This window comes from Aquicoccus sp. SU-CL01552, assembly GCF_040365005.1.
Lineage (GTDB): Bacteria > Pseudomonadota > Alphaproteobacteria > Rhodobacterales > Rhodobacteraceae > Antarcticimicrobium.
This window is the reverse complement of record NZ_BAABWV010000026.1, coordinates 25,944-46,392: the sequence shown is the minus strand read 5'-3', so window position 1 is coordinate 46,392 and position 20,449 is coordinate 25,944. Positions and strand designations below refer to the sequence as shown.

The window sequence follows — 20,449 nt, the reverse complement described above, 5'->3', positions numbered from 1 at the left end:
GTAAAGGGAACCAATTAACTGTCAGGGCCAAGCTGGAAGCCTGGCATGCAGGCAGTGCCGCAAGCGTCCGCAATCTTGGGCATCGACGATCCAGCCTTTCCGGAGTTCAAGATACGTTTTGCAGGTGCGGGCGATATCTTCTGCATCCTTTACCAGATCGATTCCCGAAAACACGTAACTTGCTCGCCCCGAACCTTGAAGGCCCATGGCAATGGGCTCACTGCACGCGTTCAGGCACCCGCCGAACTCAGCTAGAACCGTTTTGTCCAAACCTTCGTTCTTGATGGCCTGATACAGTGCTATGGTTTCTGTGTTTCTGTCTCGGTTACCAGTACATGTAGAGCACACCAGTATTCGGATGGTGTTAGAACTCGTTTTTGCCATGTTTTCCAATTTGTTTTCCGTGTCCATCATCACGTGTTCTGGGCCAGATGGTAGCGTGATCGTAGAGAAGGTCAGGCTCATTTGGTTGGTTTGATTATGCGGCAGATTTGAGGTGAGGCAAGGGCCGAGTTTTGGGGGTTTTTCGTTTTATTCTCTTTCTTCGTTTCAGAATGGTTGGTCGCCCCGGAATTAGACATCCGCGGAAAGGTTGATGGTGTGATGGTCAGGCCGCCGAAATCGACATCCGCGGCGCAGTCACGAATCGTATTCCAGGCCTCGGTGCCGCTGAGATCGTGCGCGCGGCATGACCGCAGAAAGGGAAGGGGGGATGCCATTTCAAATTTGAGTTGCGCAACATCGTCCATGTCACGGCTTAATTTCCGGCAGGTGAATCATGGTAATCAGTTGAAATCAACGGGGCCAGTCCCTGGATGCTTTGAAAAAACACAGTGACATTGACACCGATCGCGAAAAACCGTTGGATTGAATAGGTCCATGCATGGCTCTTGCAGCAACGGCATGAAGGGTTGCGAGGGTGATCGATGACAAGAATAAAAGTCGGATTGCTGCTGTCTAAGAGTGGGCCCACGGGAATTTGGGCTCCTTCTGCGGTGAATGCGGCAATGTTAGCCGCCGCTGAAGCAAATTTGGCAGGTGGAGTTGCGGGACACGAGATTGAACTCGTCGTACGTGATGCCGGTTGGGAAACAGATAATGTTGTCCACGCCGCGAATAGTCTGGTTGACGCCGGGGTTTCGGCAGTGGTCGGCATGCTTGCTTCGAACTCCCGCAGGGAAGTTTCTTTTGCATTGTCGGGGCGGGTTCCCTTTATTTACACTCCGAATTTCGAGATGGATTTGCCGGAGCCAACCATTTCCGTGGGTTCGACGGATGATTTGCTTGTGCGCCCCTTTCTTGAGTGGATTGAAAGCCGCTTCCATGCTCGGCGATTTTCTCTAATCGGGAGTGATTACCGCTGGCCAAGAAGATCCATGCCGATGGCGGCCACCATGATTGCCGGGATGGGAAATTGCGTGGAAGATATTATCTTGCGCCCGATGAACGCCAATGAAGATTGGGACAATCGCGCGATAGAAAGAATAAAAAGATCTAAACCCGATATACTATTGTCATTTCTGGTCGGAGATCAGGGAATTCCATTTTTTCGCAGCTTTGAGAAGGTCGGTTTGGCCTCGCACATTCCTCGCTGCTGCATTGCGACCGAAGAGTCGGCCCTGCTCTCGTTAACACAGAACGAGTCGGAAGCCATCTTTGCCTGTGCGAATTACTTCGCGTCCTCTCGCGTCAGTGCAAATAGAAGTTTCATGGAACACTATTGGACAGCCTTTGGTGAATATGCGCCGATGCCTAACACTTATGGACAGTCCTGTTACGAAGGTGTCCATTGTGCAGTAGGGATGGCAGATGCTGCTCAGCGGCTGGGTATTTCTCGGCTTGATGGTGTTCCCACGGGGGAAGTCCGATATCGTTCCGCGCGCCAGGACTCGCGGATCGCAAGCATAGGGCAGCGCCAATCGGTTTATATTGCGCAGGCTCTAGGTAATAATTTCAGTGTCATAGAAAATTTCTGAACGAAAAACTCGGTCCTCCAGGGTCAGGACCCATTGAGTTCAGGCGCGTTGCGTGACTCATGACATCACGAGGCTTTGTTGCACAAATCCGGTGTTCCACAAAACCTGTGACGACCACCCAAGCCCCGAATCGGCGTGCATAGGGTGGGGCAGGGGCCCTGTGACTTGCGGAGGATGAGGTTTCGTCGTGGTCCCTTCTTTTCCGGACCAGGACCCTGCCAATTTCGTCACTGCGAACGGTCCATGTTAAGGGGAGCATCACATCGGAGAAGCTGTAGAAGCTTTTCCGCCGCTTATCGGCCCTCAGATCATGACATCTACACCGGCCTCCCGAAAGGCCGTGATCTGCTCTGCGGTCGCCGCCCTGTTCGTCACGAGGGTGCCGATCTCGCGCGTTTCCAGGGACCGGACCCTGCTCGTTTCGCCAAGCTTGCTGTGGTGGGCCAGGATGACGGAACGCGGCGCCTGCGCCGCCATTGCGATGGCGATCTCGGCCTCTTTCAGGTCGTAGAAGAATGCGCCCTGGGTCGGGTGAACCGCGACCGGGGCGGAAAAACAAAGATCCACGGTGAACCGGCGGATCTCGGACAGGGTGATCTCTCCCACCGTGGCGGGGACATCGGCGAGCATCCGCCCCCCCAGCAACAGAACCTCTCTACCGGCCCCCTGGAGTGTGGTTGCCACGTCCAACGAGTTGGTGATCACGGACATGTCCGACAGTTTCGCCAGTTCGCGCGCGAAGATGGCCGTGGTCGTGCCGGCATCCACAAGGATCGTCTGCCCGGGCTGGATCAGCCCCGCGGCCTTGCGCGCAATCTGGGATTTGGCGCGGAGCTGGTCTGTCATGCGCTGGCGAAACGGCTCTTCGGTCCGTGGCTCGGGCAGAACGGCACCGCCGTGAACCCGATTGACCTGCCCGGTCTTTTCAAGATCCAGCAGGTCGCGTCGGACCGTCTCTCTGGAGACTTTCAAGATTTCGGCAAGGTCGTTGGCGTTCACCCGTCGGCTGGCTGCCAGCATGGACAGGATCCGTTGGTGACGTTCCTGTGCCCACATCAGGACGCCCCCTTTGGTCGACGGCGATGCCCCATCACGATCATCGAGAGCTTCATGGCCAGCAAGGCCAGGCAGACGACCGCCATGACACAGGTGGAAAACGCCGCCGCCTGCGAGGTCAGGCCGGCGTCATCGAGCCGCATGATCGTCACGGCCGCGACGCTCAGCTTCGGCGTGGTCAGGAAGATGACCGCCGACAGCGTCACCATGGAGCGCATGAAGAGGAAAAAGAAGACGGACACAAGCATCGGCGCAATGAACGGCGCGACGATATCGATGGCCGTCCGTCGCAATCCGGCGCCAAGGCTTCCTGCGGCCTCCTCCAAGGCGGGTGGCAACTGTCGGAAGCCGGTCATCAGGGCCAGGAAACCCTGTGTGTGATAGTGGTAGAAGTTGATGATCGCGATCAGAGCCGCCGTGCCATAGAGCAGATACAGCGGCGTCGCAGTGGAATTGAAAGTCAGGATATAGGCGAGGCCCAGGACCATTCCCGGCACGGCCGCCGGCATGGCGGCCAGCATCTGGATCGGCTGCGCCACGGCACGAGGCATGCGGCGCAGCCCAATGCCCAGCAGAAACAGCGCCAGCGTGCCCCCCGCCGCCGCCATCAGCGATATCACGATGGTCATCCAGAGCGAGGAATACCCACCGGCCAGCGTGATGTTGTAATGCTTTGTCGACAACGACATGTTGTAGGGCCACAGGGTGACAAAGCTGGCATAGACCACGATGCCGATGACCGCGACGATGGCCGCACAGATCAGCAATGACAGCGCGGCCATGATCAGGTCGCGCAGCGGTGCAAAGCTCGGCCGATACAGCACCTGTCCGGCACTTTGCCCGGTTTGCTGCCGTTTCATGGCCTGCCGCTCGATTGCATAGGAAATCACCGTCGGCAGGAGCAGCATGATCCCAACGACGGCCCCCATGTTGAAGTTCCGCTGACCGATCACCTGTGAGTAGATTTCCGTCGCGAGCACGGAATAATCTCCGCCGATCACGGCCGCGTTGCCAAAATCGGTGATCGTGATCGTGAAGCACACGAAGGCTGCGTTCAGGATGCCAAAGCGCGCGGCAGGCAGGGTCAGGTCGCGAAACTGGCGCGATGGAGAGGCCCCCAAGACCTCGGCCGCCTCGTAAACCCGAGCGTCCAGCAGGACCAGTGCCGCGCCAATGATCATCACCGCCTGCGGCACGGCATAAAGGGTGTTGGCGATCAGCAGGCCGGTAAAGCCATAGATCTCGATCTCGACGCCAAGGGCCCGACTGATCACGCCGTTGCGTCCCAGCAGGAATATCAGGCCAAGGGCCTGCACCAGCGAGGGCGCGAGCAGCGGCAAGATGATCACGCCGCGGATCAACCACTTGCCCGGGAAGGCGCAGCGATGAAGCCCGTGCGCGATGATGAAGCCGAGAAAGACGCTCAGCGCCGTGGTCGCGCCGCCCATGAGGAGCGAATGCAGAGTGGCCCGCCAGAACCCGGAAGAGCCCAGGACCTGCGTGTAGTTGGCAAGCCCATAACCGCCCTCGACCGTCACCGATCGCAGGAACACGATCACCATCGGGTAAAGGAAGAACAGCACGAGACCAAGCAGCGGCAGCCCGACACAGACAAGGGCCAGCAACCGGTCTGCGTCGAGCCGTTGGCGGGTGGCGGCGGGTGTTGTTTGTGTGACGCTCATGCAGGGGTCTCGGCCATCGGTCGGGCGATGTCGTCAGCCAGCCAGGTGCAGGCCTCGGGCGCGATGCCAAGGGAAACGCAATCGCCTTCGCGACAGGAGTTCGTCCCGTGGGTTTCGACCACCAGGGGCCCGGCCACGCTGTCCACCTCCAGCCGCCGCAGGTTGCCAAGAAAGCTGATGGCGCGCACCGTCGCGTTGCCGTCCTGCGCCGGGGTCACGTCGATCTGCTCGGGGCGGATGCAGGCGACAAGCGAGTCGTCCGCCCCCTCTGGCCGCATGGTCAAAAGATGTGGAAAGGCGCGTCGGATCGCATCGCAGGACAGCAGGTTGCTGATCCCCATGAATTCCGCGACGAAACGCGTCTTTGGACGGTGATACAGGTCTTCCGGTGTCCCGGCCTGCACCACGATGCCGTGGTTCATGCAGATGATCTTGTCGGCCAGCGCCAGCGCCTCTTCCTGGTCATGTGTGACCATCAGCGTGGGAATGCCTAGCGACCTCTGGACATGACGGATCTCGGCCCGCAATTCCGTCCGGACCTTGGCGTCGAGCGCCGACAGCGGTTCGTCCAGCAACAGCACGCGCGGATCGACGGCGATGGCCCTTGCCAGGGCAATCCGCTGTTGCTGGCCGCCTGACAACTGGCCGGGAAAATTGTCGGCCACATGCGGCAGCTTCACCAGGTCCAGCAGTTCCGATACGCGTTGCGACATCTCGGACCGGGCAGTGCCGCGGATCTTGAGGCCGTAACCTATGTTTTCGGCCACGGTCATGTTCGGAAAGAGCGAGTAGGACTGAAACACGATCCCGAAGCCGCGCTTGCGCGCCGGCAGGTTGGACAGGCTCTCGCCTTCCAGCAGGATCTCGCCGCCATCGGGCTCTGCCAGCCCGGCGATCAGCCGCAGCAGCGTCGTTTTTCCGCAGCCGGACGGCCCCAGCAAACAGACGAATTCGCCGCGTTCGATCTCGATCGACACCCGGTCGAGCGCGGTGAAGGTGCCGAAGGTCTTGGTCGCATCGCGAACGGTCAGGTACATGGTGGTCACGTCTTCTTCGGAGTGAGGCGCGGGCCCCAAGGGGACCCGCGCGCAAGGAACGGCGGCCCGTGCCGCCTGACGTCATTCAGCGACCCAGCTTTTCCTTCCAGGTCGCCTTTACGGCTGTCTGGTTCTGAGCAGCCTGGACAAAGTCGATATCCGCAAGGATTGTCGAGATGTCTGCCGGCAGGCCTGCGTCCTGTGCCGCCTGCGAGGCATCGACACCCGGCACGGTGATGAGAGCCTTGTACTGCTGGTAAAGGCCGATTGCCTCGTCCGACATCGTCCAGTCAAGGAAGGCTTTCGCCGCATCCTTGTTGTCGGAACTGCTCATGAGGGCAGAGGCCTCAAGCTCATAGCCGACGCCGCCCTCGGGAAAGACCATCGCCAGCGGATAGCCCTCTGCGACAGATTGCATCGCGGTAAAGGCCAGGGAAATCCCGACGGTGTATTCGCCGACACGGGCGGATTTGCAGGGCTTTGACCCCGACGAGGTGTACTGCGCCATGTTCGGATCGACCGCCTCGAGTTGTGCCCAGCCGGCCTCTTCACCCATGCTTTGCAGAACGGCGTTCACGTGCAGGTAGCCAGTACCGGAGGAATTCGGATCGGGCATCAACACTTCGCCCTGAAAGGCCGGGTTCTCCAGGTCTTTCCAGCTTGTCGGCATCGGGAGGCCTTTTTCCTCCAGCCGAGCCGTGTTGACGCAGAACGCGCCCATGTAACCAATCGGCGCGAACCATTTTCCGCCTTCATCGCGGAAGGTGGCGGGCAGGATATCGACCCGTGCCGCCGAATAGGGTTCCAGCATCTCGAGGATCTGGGGGTCCATCATGGCACTGACGGCCCATCCCCAGATCACGTCGGCCTGTGGGTTGCCCGCCTCGGCCAGCAGCCGCGCGCCCAGCTTTCCGGTGGACAGGCGCAGCACGTTGATCTCGGTATCGGGCATCGCCTTTTGGGCCGCGTCGACATAGGCCGCGATCTCTTCTTCTTCGAGCGCGGTATAAACGGTGAGCTCGTCCGCATAGGCCGTTGCCGCCATGCCGAGGGCGGCCATCGTCGCCGCGGTGAGTTTGGTCCAGGTTGTCATCTTCGTCTCTCCTTGTTGGTCCACGCGTTCTCGACCCGGCGCCCGCCCGGATCGGAGCAGGCCTTCGCCATGCCCCGTACTGAGAGCCGCGGCCACTGCATGTGGACTTGGGGTTATTTGTGTAGTCTTGCACTTTTGTGCGCTTTGTCCATTTTTAATTTGAACAGCGCAGCTTCTGGACATGCCGGGCCCTGCACCTGAGGAAAATTCATGCAGAGCACCCCGGGATCACATGGGATCAAGGGGCTGACGCGGCTCGCCGATGGCCTCGCCGACGCAGCAGGTAGGTGTCCATGATCCATCCGTGGCGGGCCCGGGCCTCGGCGCGGGTCGCGGCGATGTCCTCGGCGACCTCGGCCAGTGGTCCGGAGCGCAGCACCTGCGCTTCGCTGCCAAGATAAGCGCCCCACCATATCTGCAAGCCCTCGGGGTCGAGCCCACGAAAGCTGCATTCGCCGTCCAGCATGACGACAAGCGTCTCTTCGTCCTGGGGAAAACCGGTGTTGCGCAACTGACGCCCGGTTGTGATGCGGACGGTGCCCCCCACGGTGTTGAGCGGGATGGCATGCGCGGCGGTGAGGGCCTGGATGGCGGTGATGCCGGGCACGACGCGCAGGCGCGGATGCGGATCAAGCCGCGCCGCGATGCGAATGGTGCTGTCGTAAAGAGACGGGTCGCCCCAGACCAGCAAGGCGACCGGGCCGGATGGTTTTTCGAGACCAAGCGCGGCGGCCCAGCGACGGGCGATCTCGTCATGCCATGCGCTGACGCGTTCGGCATAGGGCAGGGCGGGATCACGCTGGGGATACTCGAAGGTGCGGATCTCGGCAGTCGTTTCCGCCGCCTCGAGGATGCCATAGCGCAGGGCGGCAAGCGCGTCCTTGTCTTCGCCCTTCAGCGGCAGAAGGATCACGGCGGCATCGCGTAGGGCCTGCATGCCCTCAAGCGTGACATGGGCCGGGCTGCCGGTGCCGATCCCGATCAGCCAGAGATCTTCGATCATGGGGGCATTCCTTTGACGATTGGCCCGGGCCGCGCCTGATTGTGCGCCCCGGGCCGGTCCTGCTCTGCGGGCGGGTCAGGCCGTGGTGTAGAGCTGCGGGGTAAAGACCCGCGCGATCCCGGTGTTGCGCAGCGCCTTGGCCCCGGCCAGCGCGGCAAGGTCGGCGAGGGGTTCAACCAGCACCACCAGCATGTAGGCGCCACCGAAGGTCATCACCGACTGGAAGGTCGCGGCGCTGACGCCCTGGCCGTAAAAGGCCCAGAATGCCACCCAGGCAACCACGCCACCCTGAAAGACGGCCGACAGCTTCAGCACGTCGGCATATTTCAGATCGACATAGGCGGTGCCTTTCGGAACAATCCGCCGCGCGAGGGCCGAGGCAGCAAAGAGCGGCACCAGAAGCGTGGTGACGTTGACGAAATACATCGGCATATCCGTCGGCGCAAAGAACATGCCCTGCAGCAGCAACCCGAGCGCCAGACCCATCGCTGCGGGGGCCGTGCCCAACAGCAGGAACAGGGTTGAGCCGAAGATGAAGTGCACCTCGGAAACTCCGACCGGGAAATGCGGCAGCACCTCGAAAAAGACAAAGGTTCCGACCGCAGCCAGCACCGTGCGCAGTGCAAGCGAGCCCGCGTTGCTGTGCGACAGGTCGGAAACGGTTTCCTTCGCGGTATAGGTGGCCGCGCCTGCGGCGGTGGCGTAGGCAAAGACCATCTTGGCGCCGTCGACGACGCCCGGTTCGATATGCATGACAGTTCCTCTCTCGTTGTGCTGCCCTTCCGGCAGCCTATTGCACCCTTGCGGGCAGAAAAAAGGGGGGTGCGGGGCAGGCCCCCTGACTCGTGGCTCGTTTGGTATCTCTCCGGCTTGTGATCCGGTTGCGTCACTCCTCTGCCAGTGGACCGAATAGGATGAGCCCCGCCTTGTCGCCCGGTGCCGAGGACAGCGCCTCGGCAAGGCTGGCGACGGTGTGGCGCGACAGCGTCTGATCGGGGCGGCTCACCGACTCGGCCAGCAGCGCCGGTGTGTCCGGCGGCAGGCCCTGCGCGATGAGCTTGTCGGCAAGATCGGGAAAGGTGCGCTTGCCCATGAAGATGACGGTCGAGGCGCTGGGATCGGCAAGCGCCGCAAGGTTGGCATCCTCGGGCAGGGCGCCGGTGACATCGTGGCCGGTGGCGAATTGCACGCGTCGCGCGGTCAGGCGGCGGGTCAGCGGGATGCCGGCAGCGGCGGCGGCGGCGCAGGCGGAGGGCACGCCGGGGATGATCTCATAGGGGATGCCCGCCGCCTTGAGCGCGGTGATCTCTTCCTCGAGCCGACCGAAAATGCCGCTGTCGCCGGACTTCAACCGCACCACGCGCTGCCCGGTCTTCGCGTAGTCCACCAACAGGCGGCTCACGTGGTCTTGTCGGGGCGAGGGGCGCCCGGCGCGCTTGCCTACGCCGACAAGGTCGGCGTCCTTGCGCGCGTGTTCAAGGATCGGCCCCGAGGACAAATCATCATAAAGCACCGCATCGGCACGGCCCAGCCGGTCCACGGCCTTCAGCGTCAGCAGCTCGGGGTCGCCCGGGCCGGAACTCACGAAACTGACGAAACCGGTGATCATGCGGTCTCCTCCGCCGAGATGAGATGAAAGAAGGTTCCCGAAACAGGACCGCGCAGTGAACCGGTTTCGGGAACCGGCGTCCCGTCCGCGTCCGCGACCGCCGCCAGCGGCGCATCCGGCTGTTCGAGGATGGTGGAATAGTGGAACTCATGCCCCCGCAGCGCGGTGCCCGGGGCGTGACCCGCCATCGGCGCCTTAAGGACCGCACGCCGGTAGCCAAGGTGGAACCTGCGTTTTTCATAGCTGGTCACGAGGCCCAGCAGCCCCGCCATGCGGTGCCGGGTGCCCTCCTTGTCGATCAGCGCCTCGCCCAATGCCATGTAGCCGCCGCATTCGCCATGCACCGGGCGGGTCTGCGCGTGGGCCCGCAAACCTTCGCGGAAGTGTTCTGCCGAGGCCAGCCGTCCGGCATGCAACTCGGGGTAGCCACCGGGCAGCCACACGAGGTCGGCCTTCGGGTCGGGGGTCTCGTCCGCCAGTGGCGAGAACGGCAGGATCTCGGCGCCGGCGGCGTGCCAGCCCTCGAGAAGGTGGGGATAGGTAAAGGAGAACGCCGCATCGCGGGCGATGGCAATCCGCTGCGCCGGGGGGCGGGGCAGGGGGGACGCTGCGGGCAGCGGATGCCCCCGTGCGGCGGCGCGGATGGCCGTCAGATCCACGTGTTCGCGCAGGAAGGTGGCATAACCCGCGATGGCGGCCTCAAGGTCGGGATGCTCGACCGCCTGGATGAGGCCCAGGTGCCGTTCGGGCAGGGCAAGATCACCGCGCCTTGGCAGCACACCAAGCACCGGCAGCCCTGCCCGCTCCATCCCCAAACGCGCGAGGCGTTCGTGCCGTGGCGAGGCGACGCGGTTCAGGATGACCCCGGCAAAGGGCAGGTCGGGCATATACTGCTTGAACCCCAGCGCGGTGGCGGCGGCGCTCTGCGCCTGGCCGCTCACGTCAAGAACCAGCACCACCGGCCAGCCCATCGCCCGCGCGGTTTCGGCGCTGGACCCAAAGCCCTGCTGCCCGCGCGTGGCGACCCCGTCATAGAGCCCCATCGAGCCCTCCGCGACGCAGATGTCCGCCCCCTTGGCCTGCGCCGTCACCGCCTGCCACAGTCCTGGCCCCATGGCCCAGCCGTCGAGGTTGAAGCTGTGCCGCCCGCTTGCGGCGCGGTGAAAGGCCGGGTCGATGTAATCCGGGCCGGACTTGAAGGGCTGCACCCGCAACCCGTCCTCGGTCAGCGCGCGCAGCAGCCCGAGCATGACTGTGGTCTTGCCGGTGCCCGAGGACGGCGCAGATATCAGGAGCCCGGGCGCCTCAGTCATTGGAGGTCGCCTCTGCCTCGGGCGTCCAGCCCGACCACGGGCTGCCGGCGGATTGCGGGCGATAGCGGCGATCGTATTCCGCCGCGTAGAGGCAGCTTTCGTCAAAGCCGTCCCCCGCCAGAGCCGGGCCCACGAGGATCAGCGCGGTGCGAGTAATGCCCCCACCCAGCCTGCCCTCGATGTCTCCGAGCGTGCCGCGAATGATCTTCTGATCCGGCCAGCTTGCGCGATAGACCACGGCGACGGGACAGTCGGCGCCATAGGCGGGCGACAGGTCGGCCACCACGGTGGCGATGTTTTGGATCGACAGGTGAATGGCCAGGGTCGCCCCGGTGGCAGCGAAATTGCGCAGCGTTTCGCCCTCGGGCATGGACGAGGCCCGCCCCGGCGTGCGGGTCAGCACCACCGATTGCGCGAGGCCCGGCAGCGTCAACTCGGCACCCAGCGCGGCGGCGGCGGCGGCAAAGGCGGGGACACCGGGGGTCACCGAGACGGGGATGCCGATCGCCTTGAGGCGGCGCAGCTGTTCGCCAAGCGCGGACCAGACCGACAGATCGCCGGAGTGCAGCCGGGCGATGTCATGGCCGGCCTCATGCGCGGCGCGGATCTCGGCGATGATCTGGTCGAGGCCCATCGGTGCGGTGTTCACGATCCGCGCGCCCTCCGGACAGTGCTGCAGGATCGCCTCGGGCACCAGCGACCCGGCATAGAGACAGACAGGGCAGGAGGCGATGATGTCGCGGCCGCGCAGGGTCAGCAGGTCGGGCGCGCCGGGTCCGGCGCCGATGAAATGAACGGTCATGGATCTTGTCCTTCGGTCAGGGACACCGCCAGCGCGCAGCTGGCCATGCGGTCAGTGGAAATCATGCGCGGGCTGATGAGCCTTGCAGCGGAACCGGCGGCGGCTAGGGCCGAGGCCTCGGCGACGGACCCGGTGCCACGTTCGGCCTGTACGCGGGGCGATTGTGTCGGCGTATCGGTATCGGTCAGAGCGGCCGGGGTCAGGGCGATGGCCGGCAGGTTCAGGGCTTCGGCGAGAACCTTGAAGGCCGGCGCCTCGGCCTTGTCGGCGGCGGTGGCAAGGTGGGTCGCGTGGTTCGACGCGCGCGCCTTGTCATAGGCATCGCGCAGGCTCGCATCGCTGGCACCGCGTCGGAATCCGAAGCCTGCGACGATCATCCCTCCCGCCTCCATTGCACGATGGGAAAGGCTGCCTTCCATCCTCGCTTCGGGCCGATGGGCGCGACCGAGGACAGCTCGACGCGCAGAAGCTCGCCGCCGTGTCGGGCCTGAGCGGCGAACAGCAGCGCCTCGGTCTCGAACGTCACCGCGTTGGCGACGATGCGCGGGGCGGAGGGCAGGGTGGTGAGATGGTCGAGCAGCTCCGGCCCCAGCCCGCCGCCGACAAAGACCGCATCGGGCGCATCGAGCCCCGCCAACGCCTGCGGCGCGGATCCTGTCACGACGCGCAACCGGTCAACGCCCAGCCGTGCGGCATTCTGTACGATGCGTTCGGCACGGTCGGCGCGCGGCTCGATGGTCGTCGCGGTCAAGGTCGGGTCGGAGAGCAGCCATTCGATGCCGATGGAGCCGGACCCTCCGCCGATGTCCCACAGGTGCTCGAACGGGCGGGGCGCGAGCGCGGACAGTGTCAGCGCGCGCACCGGGCGCTTGGTGATCTGGCCGTCGTTCTCGAACCACGCGTCGCCGCGCCCGGAAGCCAGCGGCAGGACCGCCCCCTCGCCCGCAACCGCCACCGCGACGCAGACCGGCGCGGCAAAGCACCCGTCGGGAAAGGCATCGGCGCGGACGTCGGTGATCCGCTCACGCGGGCCGCCAAGACATTCCATGATGCTCAGCTCCGAGGCACCGAAACCCTCTGCGCAGAGGTAATCGCAAAGCTCCGTCACTGCATCGCCGTTGCGCAGCAGCACGATTAACCGCCGCCCCGGTGCGAGATGGGGACGCAGGCGCGAAAGCGGGGCGGCGTGCAGCCCGAGACAGTCGGTTTGTTCCAGCGGCCAGCCCATCCGTGCCGCCGCCAGCGAAAAGGTGGACCGTCCGGGAAACGCCTGCCATTCGTTCCGCGCCAGTCGGCGCGCCAGCACCGCGCCGGCGCCGAACCAGAAAGGATCGCCCGAGGCCAGCGCCACGACATGCCGCCCGCGCAGGCCCATGAGCCGCTCGACGCCCTCGGCGAAGGGCACCGGCCATTCGATCCGCTCCACGCTATCGCTCGGGATCAGCGACAGGTGCCGCGCCGGGCCCATGACGATTTCCGCCTGCGCCAGCGCCGATCGGCTTGCGGCGCAGAGCCCATCCGGGCCATCTTCGCCCACGCCGATGATGGTCAGCCAGGGAGCCTCAGACATGGAACCGAACCTGCTCGTGCTGGGCGGTACGCTCGAGGCGACGCGGTTGTGTCGCTTGCTGAGCGAGGCGGGCGTACGGGGCACCGTGTCCCTGGCCGGACGCGTGGCAAAACCGGCCGCACAGGCGTTGCCGCTGCGGGTCGGCGGCTTTGGTGGGACGCCGGGGCTTGCAAAGTACCTCGCCACCGAGCGCATCACCCATGTGATCGACGCCACCCACCCCTTTGCCGCGCAGATGAGCGCCAATGCGGTGCAGGCCTGCGCGGAACAAGGCGTACCCCTGATCGCGCTGACCCGCGCCCCGTGGCAGGAGACCGCCGCCGACCGTTGGCAACGCGTGCCGGACATCGCCGGGGCGGTGGCCGCGCTGGCAGGTGCGCCGCGTCGGGTGATGTTGGCCGTGGGCCGTATGCACCTGCCGGAGTTCACCGTGAACCCGCAGCATTTCTACCTGCTCCGTCTCGTCGACCCGCCCGCCGAACAGCCCGGATTTCCCGATCATCACGTGATCGTCGACCGTGGCCCCTTCGGACTCGAGGACGACACGGCCCTGCTGCAGGAGCATCGCATTGATGTTGTTGTCTCGAAAAACTCCGGCGGCACAGGCGCCTTTGCCAAGATCGCGGCGGCCCGGGCGCTTGGCCTGCCGGTGGTCATGATTGACCGGCCACATATCCCGCCGCGTCCCGAGACGCATATCGACGAAGACGTGTTGCGATGGCTCTCTCATGCGGGCACCGAACGGGGGGTATAGACGATCGGCGCGCCGCTGCGCGCGATTAGGCGGGTGGTCGAGGAGCCGACGATCACCACGGTCCGCATGTCGGCCATCTCGGGCGTGGTATCGGGCAGCAGCACGACGCGGATCTCTTCCTGAGGGGTCGAGACGGCGCGGGCAAAGATCACCGGGCGGGTATCGCCACAGGCCTCCTTCAGAACGGTCAGCGTGCGGGCAAAGCCTTCGGGCCGCGATTTCGAGCGCGGGTTGTAAAAGGCCATGGCGAAATCCGCTTCGGCGGCAAGCCGCAGCCGCCGCTCGATCAACGCCCAGGGCTTGAGGTTGTCGCTGAGGTTGATGGCACAGAAATCATGTCCGAGCGGCGCGCCGGCCCGGGCCGCGGCGGCCAGCATCGCGGTGATGCCGGGCAGCACGCGGATATCCAGCGCGCGCCACTCTGGCGGACCGGCCTCGACCGCCTCGAACACCGCCGAGGCCATGGCAAAGACGCCCGGATCGCCAGAGGAGACCACCACGACCGTGCGACCAGCATGTGCCATTTCGAGCGCGTGGCGCGCGCGGTCAAGCTCGACGCGGTTGTCGGACGGGTGCAGCGTCAGGCCGGGGCGGGGGCTAACCCGCGCGACATAGGGAATATAGCCCACCACATCGGTGGCCTGCGCCAGCGCGGCGCTGACTTCGGGGGTCACCAGATTGTCGGCGCCGGGGCCGAGCCCCGCGATGATCACGCGTCCGCTCATGGTCTGCGCCCCTGTCCATGCACGATGATGATCGAGAAATAGGGGGTGATGCGACCCTCAGCCTCGGACAGCCGCTGCACGGTCTGGTCGGGCATCGCCGCATATTCCACCAGCCAGGCCGCGTCATAGCGACCGGCCCGTTGCAGGGCGCGGCGGATCTTGTCGATGTTGCGGCCGATCTTCATGATCACCAGCGCATCGGCATTTCGCATCTGCGCGACCAGCACATCCTCGGGCAGGGTCCCCATCAGCGTGCTGAGCACGTCGTCGCCCCAGGTGATCGGCGCTTCGGTGGCCGCCCAGGCGGCGGTCATGCCGGTGATGGCGGGCACCACGCGCACCGGCGCCACGTCGCGCAGGCGCGTGTAGAGATGCATGAAGGAGCCGTAGAAGAACGGATCGCCCTCGGCCAGCACCAGCACCTCGTGCCCCGCGTCGGACACCTCGCGCAGCCGCTTGGTGCACTCGGCATAGAACCGCGACAGGATCTCGTTGTAGCGCGGATCCGTGAGCGGGATTTCCGTGGTGACGGGATATTCCATGGCGATCTCGACCACGCCCTCGGGCAGCATCCCCTCGACGATGCGCCGCGCCTGCCCGGCGCGCCCGGCCTTGCGAAAATAGGCGACATGGCTTGCCCCGCGCAGCAGGCGGTCGGCGCGCACCGACATCAACTCGGGGTCGCCGGGACCAAGGCCGACGCCCCAGATCGTGCCCTGAACCTTGCCATCGCCCACGGCGGAAATTTCCGTGCGCGCGTTCATTCCGCGCGGCTCGCGATGGCGTTGATGGCCGCGACGGTGATCGCGCTGCCGCCAAGGCGGCCCTCGACGATGCAGCAGGGCACGGGTTGAGCCTGCCACAGCGCCTCCTTGCTCTCGCTCGCACCGACAAAACCCACGGGGCAGCCGATGATCGCCGAAGGGCGCGGGCAATCGGGATCCTCCAGCATGTTGAGCAGGTGAAACAGCGCCGTGGGGGCATTGCCGATGGCCACCAGCGCCCCGGCCAGTTTCGGGCGCCACAGCTCCAGCGCGGCGACCGAGCGGGTGTTGCCCATCTCCTTCGCGAGGCCGGGGACCGTGGGGTCCCGGAGGGTGCAGATCACCTCGTTGCCGGCGGGCAGGCGCGGGCGCGTCACGCCCTCGGAGACCATATGTGCGTCGCACAGGATCGGCGCCCCCCGGGTAAGCGCTGCCCGCGCGACCGTCGCGAAACGCGGCGAAAACTGGATGTGTTTTTCGAGACCGACCATTCCGGCGGCGTGGATCATGCGCACCGCGATGGGCTCTTCCTCGGCGTCGAACCGGTCGAGATCGGCCTCGCTGCGGATGGTCGCGAAGCTTTGCCTGTAGATGGCCGCGCCATCCTTTTCGTAATCATAGGGCATTCAGATCATCCCGGTCAGGTCAGTGATATGTGAGGGGGCGATACCGCGCCGCAGGGGCGGATCGGCAGGAGGTCCGTTGCGGATAAGGTCGAAGGCGCCGTCGCGTCCCACAAGGGTGATCTCGGCGGCCCGTTGCAGGGCGCAACCCTTGGCGCAACCCGAGACATGGAGGCTGCCTTGCGTTAGGGGCGCAAGCCGGGTGGCCAGCGAGCGGGTCTCCACCGTGGCCTGGGGGCAGAACGGCGCGCCGGGACAGGCGTGCACGTCCAGCAGGCGCGACCCCGGCGCGGTGACGAATTCCGGTGCGGTGCAGTCGCGCGCTCCGGTCAGGCGAAAGAGCCGCCCGAGCATCGGACGCAGCGCGCTTGCGTCGCTCTCCTGCATGAGTATCGCAAGCGCCTGCGCGCGCAGGCTGCCGAAAGGGGCGCCGAGGATGAGGTCCGCGCCGATGCGGCCGGGTTCCGGGGCCGGACCCTGCGTGCGCGGCGCAACGCGCCGCCAGTCGGGCGGGAGCGGTTCGCGGCGCAGATGCCGCGCCATCCGCCCGGCGGCGCGTCCCCCGGTGGCGATGAACCAGTCGGCCAGTTCGACCGACGCTTCCACCGCGCTACTTTCGCTGATGGGCCATCCCATCGCGGCGCCATCGGCGCGCAGGATCAGGCCGCCATCTTCGGCCAGTTCGAAACGGAAATCGCCCGACCCCGCGCTCAGCACAGCCTCGGCCCCGGTGTCCAGCACGACCCCCATTTTTTCCGGTAGCGCGGGAAACGCAGGCAAGGCGCGGAGCAGCTCCGCGCAGAGCCTGTCGGTCAGATCCCCCGCCCTGCGGTCCGGCGCCACGAGAATGTTGCGGCGCGCTTCGACGGCGGGATCGGCGTCGATCAGCCCCAGCCCGTCGAGCGCTTTGAGCAGTTGCGGATGCCCGACCCCGGTCACGCCCCGGATCTGGATGTTCCCGCGCGAGGTCAGGTCGAGCGTGCCGTTGCCGAAGCGCCCGGCCAGATCGCAAAGCGCCAGCACCTGCACGGCGGTCAATTCGCCGCGAAACGGGCGGACCCGCACCACCAGCCCGTCACCGGACAGCATCGGACGGTGGGCGCCGGGGCACCAGCCCTTGACCAGCGGCGCGGTCATGACGCCGCCCCCGCGATTGCCAGCGTCGAATTGCGCCGCGTCTGCCACAGCCCGGCGGCAAGAAGGGCGCGGAATCTGTCCTGCATCGCCGCATGGGCGCCCGGGTTCGCCTCTCTCAGAAAGGCCTCGGTCTCGGGGTCGCCCAGCGTTGCCTCGTGGTAGAGGTCGAAGAGATGCGGCCCCACCGCCCCGGCAAGCTGCGCGAAGGCGGCCATGTGTTCCAGCGTGGCGGCGATCTCGGCGGCGCCCCGAAAGCCGTGGGTGCGCATTCCCGCGATCCAGCGCGGATTGGCGGCGCGGGCCTGCACCACCCGGGCGATTTCCTCGGGGAGCGCGCGGGCGCGGGGCCGGTCGGGCCGTGTGCTGTCGAGGTGGTAGATCTGCGCATCGCCCCCGGCAACGCCTTTCGCGGCGGCAAACCCTGCCTCGTGCGCAGCATAGTCGGCGGCAAGCAGCAGGTCGGTTTCCGGCAGGTCCTGAAGATGCACGAAACTGTCGGCTTGCGCGACCCGCGCGCGGATGCCGCTGCTGTCGGGCGTGGCCCGCTCGCCATCAAGCGCCCAGCTCGACGCGGCAAGCCAGGCCTCGCCAGCCGCCGCGCGGGCCTCGTCGCCATGGGAGTCGAGCAGATCCCCCATACCCAACCCGAAGCTGCCGGGCGCGGGCCCATAGACACGCGACCCGATGTCTTTCCCCGCATAGGGGTTCCAGTCCGGCGCCTCGTCCCGCGCTGCAAGTGCCCGCACCGCCTGCGCAAACAGCGCCGAGAGGGTCGGGAACACGTCGCGGAACAGGCCCGAGACCCGCAGCGTGACGTCGATGCGGGGCCGGTCGAGCTCCGTCACCGGAAGCACCTCGACCCCCGAGACCCGTTCCGTGCCCGCATCCCAGACCGGGCGCACCCCGAGCAGGTGCAGGGCCATGGCGAACTCCTCGCCCGCCGTCCGCATGGTGGCCGAGCCCCACAGGTCCACGATCAGTCCGCGCGGCCAGTCGCCCTCGTCCTGAAGGTGCCGCCGCATCAACTCCTCGGCAAGTTTCACGCCCTGCGCATGGGCCGACCGCGTCGGGACGGAGCGGGGATCGGTGGTAAAGAGGTTCCGCCCGGTTGGCAGCACGTCGCGGCGCCCGCGATACGGCGATCCCGATGGCCCGGCGTCAATGCGTCGGCCGTCAAGCGCCTGAACCAGCGCCGCCCTTTCCTGCGTCACCGAGGCGGCCAACTCGGGCCGGGTGGAGCGGCCCCAGATGTGCAGGCCCTCGCCGAATTGGCTTTCCTTGATGTCGCAGACAAAACGGTCGATGCGGGTGATCGCCTCAGCGGTCGAACTGGCGCGATCAAGGCCGAGATCCCCCTCGACCCCGCGTGCCTGTGCCTCGGCGCGGATGTCGGCCTGCAGCCGGTCACGGCGGCGCGGGTCAAGCCCGTCGGCGTTGGAGAACTCGTCGAGCAGAGCCTCGAGATGGACCAGCCGGTCGGGGGTTTCGCTCTCTGCAAGCGGCGGCGGAACATGGCCCAGCGTCACCGCGCCGATGCGCCGTTTCGCCTGCGCCGCCTCGCCGGGGTCATTGACGATGAAGGGGTAGATCACCGGCAGGGCACCGGTCAGAACCTCGGGCCAGCAGCTGTCCGAAAGGGCCACGGATTTGCCCGGCAACCATTCCAGCGTGCCGTGCGCCCCGACGTGGATCAGCGCGTCGACTCGGCTTTGCAGCATCAGGTAGAAGGCGACATAGCCATGGCAGGGCACCCGCGACAGGTCGTGGTAGGCGTCATCGCGCGCCGCCACCGTGCCGCGTTCGGGCTGCAACGCCACCAGCACGTTGGCAAGGGTCACGGCGGCGAAGCGGAACATGCCATTCGTGCAGAGCGCGTCCTCCTCGGGGCTGCCCCAGGCGGCGGTCAACTGATCGCGCAGCACCTGCGGCAGGGTGGCAAGCGCGGCCTTGTAGTGCGCGAGCGGCAGCGCGAAGGTGCGCTCTTGCAGGCGGCGCTCGAGATCGTCGCCACTTTCTGGCACGTCGTAACCTGCCGCCCGCAAGTCCGACAGGATCGCCCGCGCCGACGCGGGGGCGTCCAGCCCCACCGCGTGGCCGAGGTTCCAACCCTTGCCGGGATAGGTCGAGAGCACCAGCGCCACTCGTCGCTCGGCCACCGGGCGCGCCGCGACCGCCAGCCAGCCGCTGACCCGCGCCACCAGCGCGGCCAGCCGCCCGGGTTCGGGGCGGTGCACCATCCGGACGAACTGCAATTGCGGATCGCGCGCAGCTGCTTCCTTGAACGAGATCGCGCCGCCCAGAATACGGCCGTCCACCTCGGGCAGCACCACGTGCATCGCCAGATCGGCGGGGGAGAGGCCGCGTTCGGCCTCGGCCCAGGCCTCGCGCGTCGACGTCGCCAGCGCCGCCTGGAACACGGGAACGCCGCCCGCGTCGAGCACCGAGGCCCCAGCCGCACCCCGCCCGGAAAAGGCGGTCAGGTTGACGATGGCGTCGGGCGCCTGTGCCTCGACCGCCGCCCGCAGATCCGCGGCAAGCTCCGGCGCCTTGAGCGAGGGCGCGTAGAGGCCCATGACCTCGGCCCCCTCGGCGCGGAAGGCCGCGAACAGGGCCTCGACCGGCGCCATGTCCGCCGCGACAAGATGCGAGCGATAGAAGACGACGAGGATCCTTTGTCCGTCCATCTTGCCGGAGGGTCTGGGAGGGGAGGGAAGCTCCTCCGCAGAGCTGATCACACCGTCCTCCGGCGTCCAGAACCCCATCGGCGGCAGCGCCTTCGACCCTGGCACCGGCGCAGCGTAAAGCCCCGAGGCCAGCGCCATCTGTGCCAGTGCCGCCTGTGCCGCGACCACCCCGCCCGTATCGCACAGCTGCGACAGGCGCCGCAGGGTCGAGACCGGCAGGGTCGAGACCGCGTCCAGCCGTGTGTCTTCGCGCCCGTCCGCAGGCAGCACCGCCAGCGCGATGCCCTTTGCCTCGGCCAGCGACCGAACCTGGGCCAGCCCGTAGTCCCAGTAGGGCATGCCGCCGATCAGCCGCACGAGGATGCCCCGCGCGCCCGCAAGCGTTTGTTCGACGTAGGTATCGACCGACAATGGATGCTGGAGCGCGGTGAGGTTCGCCAGCCGCAGCGTCGGCAGCGCGCCGTCGGGCCCGCCCCCTCTGTGCCAGGCTTCCGCGAAGGCGCCGAGGTCGCTGTCCGAGAAGGACAGCACCACCAGATCGGCGGGATCCTGACCCAGGTCCACCGGCGTGGCGGTCTCCTCCAACCCGTGGCTTTCGCGAAAGACGACGTGCATCGTTCC

20 protein-coding genes are annotated in these 20,449 nt (G+C 66.0%); 2 read left to right on the top strand and 18 right to left on the bottom strand.

Features of this window, described 5'->3' with window-relative positions:
• Positions 1 to 21: 21 nt before the first annotated feature.
• The gene (locus ABWV23_RS21325; RefSeq protein ID WP_353351527.1) at positions 22 to 465 is read right to left on the bottom strand and encodes a DUF1636 family protein; all 444 of its coding nucleotides are present in this window, start codon (positions 463 to 465) and stop codon (positions 22 to 24) included.
• Positions 462 to 749, bottom strand: coding sequence for a hypothetical protein (locus ABWV23_RS21320; protein ID WP_353351525.1), 288 nt, complete (start codon positions 747 to 749; stop codon positions 462 to 464). The genes ABWV23_RS21325 and ABWV23_RS21320 overlap by 4 nt, the downstream gene beginning before the upstream one ends.
• Positions 750 to 926: 177 nt before the next feature.
• On the opposite strand from ABWV23_RS21320, the gene ABWV23_RS21315 reads away from it, so the two are divergent.
• Positions 927 to 1,976 (top strand): ABC transporter substrate-binding protein, encoded by a 1,050-nt coding sequence (locus tag ABWV23_RS21315; RefSeq protein ID WP_353351523.1) that lies wholly within the window; start codon positions 927 to 929, stop codon positions 1,974 to 1,976.
• 303 nt (positions 1,977 to 2,279) lie between these two features.
• Here the strand turns inward: ABWV23_RS21315 and ABWV23_RS21310 are convergent, their stop codons facing one another.
• From ABWV23_RS21310 to cbiE, 11 genes are all read right to left on the bottom strand, one after another.
• The gene (locus tag ABWV23_RS21310) at positions 2,280 to 3,032 is read right to left on the bottom strand and encodes a DeoR/GlpR family DNA-binding transcription regulator (RefSeq protein WP_353351521.1); all 753 of its coding nucleotides are present in this window, start codon (positions 3,030 to 3,032) and stop codon (positions 2,280 to 2,282) included.
• Positions 3,032 to 4,714 carry an ABC transporter permease subunit gene (locus ABWV23_RS21305; protein WP_353351519.1) on the bottom strand — a complete coding sequence of 561 codons (1,683 nt, stop codon included), beginning with the start codon at positions 4,712 to 4,714 and terminating at the stop codon, positions 3,032 to 3,034. The genes ABWV23_RS21310 and ABWV23_RS21305 overlap by 1 nt, the downstream gene beginning before the upstream one ends.
• Positions 4,711 to 5,751 carry an ABC transporter ATP-binding protein gene (locus ABWV23_RS21300; protein WP_353351517.1) on the bottom strand — a complete coding sequence of 347 codons (1,041 nt, stop codon included), beginning with the start codon at positions 5,749 to 5,751 and terminating at the stop codon, positions 4,711 to 4,713. Before ABWV23_RS21300 ends, ABWV23_RS21305 begins: the two co-directional genes overlap by 4 nt.
• Positions 5,752 to 5,836: 85 nt before the next feature.
• Positions 5,837 to 6,844: an ABC transporter substrate-binding protein gene (locus ABWV23_RS21295; RefSeq protein WP_353351515.1), complete on the bottom strand. Its 1,008-nt coding sequence runs from the start codon at positions 6,842 to 6,844 to the stop codon at positions 5,837 to 5,839.
• 238 nt (positions 6,845 to 7,082) lie between these two features.
• Complete coding sequence (gene cobF / locus ABWV23_RS21290) at positions 7,083 to 7,847, bottom strand: precorrin-6A synthase (deacetylating) (RefSeq protein ID WP_353351513.1); 765 nt, start codon at positions 7,845 to 7,847, stop codon at positions 7,083 to 7,085.
• A 75-nt stretch (positions 7,848 to 7,922) separates the two neighbouring features.
• Complete coding sequence (locus ABWV23_RS21285) at positions 7,923 to 8,600, bottom strand: energy-coupling factor ABC transporter permease (RefSeq protein ID WP_353351511.1); 678 nt, start codon at positions 8,598 to 8,600, stop codon at positions 7,923 to 7,925.
• A 133-nt stretch (positions 8,601 to 8,733) separates the two neighbouring features.
• Positions 8,734 to 9,453 (bottom strand): uroporphyrinogen-III C-methyltransferase, encoded by a 720-nt coding sequence (gene cobA, locus ABWV23_RS21280; RefSeq protein WP_353351531.1) that lies wholly within the window; start codon positions 9,451 to 9,453, stop codon positions 8,734 to 8,736.
• Positions 9,453 to 10,769 carry a cobyrinic acid a,c-diamide synthase CobB gene (locus ABWV23_RS21275; protein WP_353351509.1) on the bottom strand — a complete coding sequence of 439 codons (1,317 nt, stop codon included), beginning with the start codon at positions 10,767 to 10,769 and terminating at the stop codon, positions 9,453 to 9,455. The genes cobA and ABWV23_RS21275 overlap by 1 nt, the downstream gene beginning before the upstream one ends.
• The gene (gene cobM / locus ABWV23_RS21270; RefSeq protein WP_353351507.1) at positions 10,762 to 11,571 is read right to left on the bottom strand and encodes a precorrin-4 C(11)-methyltransferase; all 810 of its coding nucleotides are present in this window, start codon (positions 11,569 to 11,571) and stop codon (positions 10,762 to 10,764) included. Before cobM ends, ABWV23_RS21275 begins: the two co-directional genes overlap by 8 nt.
• Complete coding sequence (locus tag ABWV23_RS21265) at positions 11,568 to 11,948, bottom strand: cobalamin biosynthesis protein (RefSeq protein WP_353351505.1); 381 nt, start codon at positions 11,946 to 11,948, stop codon at positions 11,568 to 11,570. The genes cobM and ABWV23_RS21265 overlap by 4 nt, the downstream gene beginning before the upstream one ends.
• Positions 11,945 to 13,141 carry a precorrin-6y C5,15-methyltransferase (decarboxylating) subunit CbiE gene (gene cbiE, locus ABWV23_RS21260; RefSeq protein WP_353351503.1) on the bottom strand — a complete coding sequence of 399 codons (1,197 nt, stop codon included), beginning with the start codon at positions 13,139 to 13,141 and terminating at the stop codon, positions 11,945 to 11,947. Before cbiE ends, ABWV23_RS21265 begins: the two co-directional genes overlap by 4 nt.
• Here cbiE and ABWV23_RS21255 point away from each other — a divergent pair.
• Positions 13,140 to 13,895 carry a cobalt-precorrin-6A reductase gene (locus ABWV23_RS21255; protein WP_353351501.1) on the top strand — a complete coding sequence of 252 codons (756 nt, stop codon included), beginning with the start codon at positions 13,140 to 13,142 and terminating at the stop codon, positions 13,893 to 13,895. The genes cbiE and ABWV23_RS21255 overlap by 2 nt on opposite strands.
• Here ABWV23_RS21255 and cobJ read toward each other — a convergent pair.
• From cobJ to cobN, 5 genes are read right to left on the bottom strand one after another with little or no spacing between them, the layout of a single operon-like run.
• A complete protein-coding gene (gene cobJ / locus ABWV23_RS21250) occupies positions 13,868 to 14,620 on the bottom strand; it encodes a precorrin-3B C(17)-methyltransferase (RefSeq protein ID WP_353351499.1) in 753 nt (250 codons plus the stop codon). The two genes, ABWV23_RS21255 and cobJ, sit on opposite strands and share 28 nt — an antisense overlap.
• A complete protein-coding gene (gene cobI / locus ABWV23_RS21245; RefSeq protein ID WP_353351497.1) occupies positions 14,617 to 15,384 on the bottom strand; it encodes a precorrin-2 C(20)-methyltransferase in 768 nt (255 codons plus the stop codon). Before cobI ends, cobJ begins: the two co-directional genes overlap by 4 nt.
• The gene (locus ABWV23_RS21240) at positions 15,381 to 16,010 is read right to left on the bottom strand and encodes a precorrin-8X methylmutase (protein WP_353351495.1); all 630 of its coding nucleotides are present in this window, start codon (positions 16,008 to 16,010) and stop codon (positions 15,381 to 15,383) included. Before ABWV23_RS21240 ends, cobI begins: the two co-directional genes overlap by 4 nt.
• A complete protein-coding gene (locus ABWV23_RS21235) occupies positions 16,011 to 17,144 on the bottom strand; it encodes a ferredoxin-like domain-containing protein (protein ID WP_353351493.1) in 1,134 nt (377 codons plus the stop codon).
• Positions 17,141 to 20,443: a cobaltochelatase subunit CobN gene (gene cobN / locus ABWV23_RS21230; protein WP_353351491.1), complete on the bottom strand. Its 3,303-nt coding sequence runs from the start codon at positions 20,441 to 20,443 to the stop codon at positions 17,141 to 17,143. The genes ABWV23_RS21235 and cobN overlap by 4 nt, the downstream gene beginning before the upstream one ends.
• Positions 20,444 to 20,449: the final 6 nt, after the last annotated feature.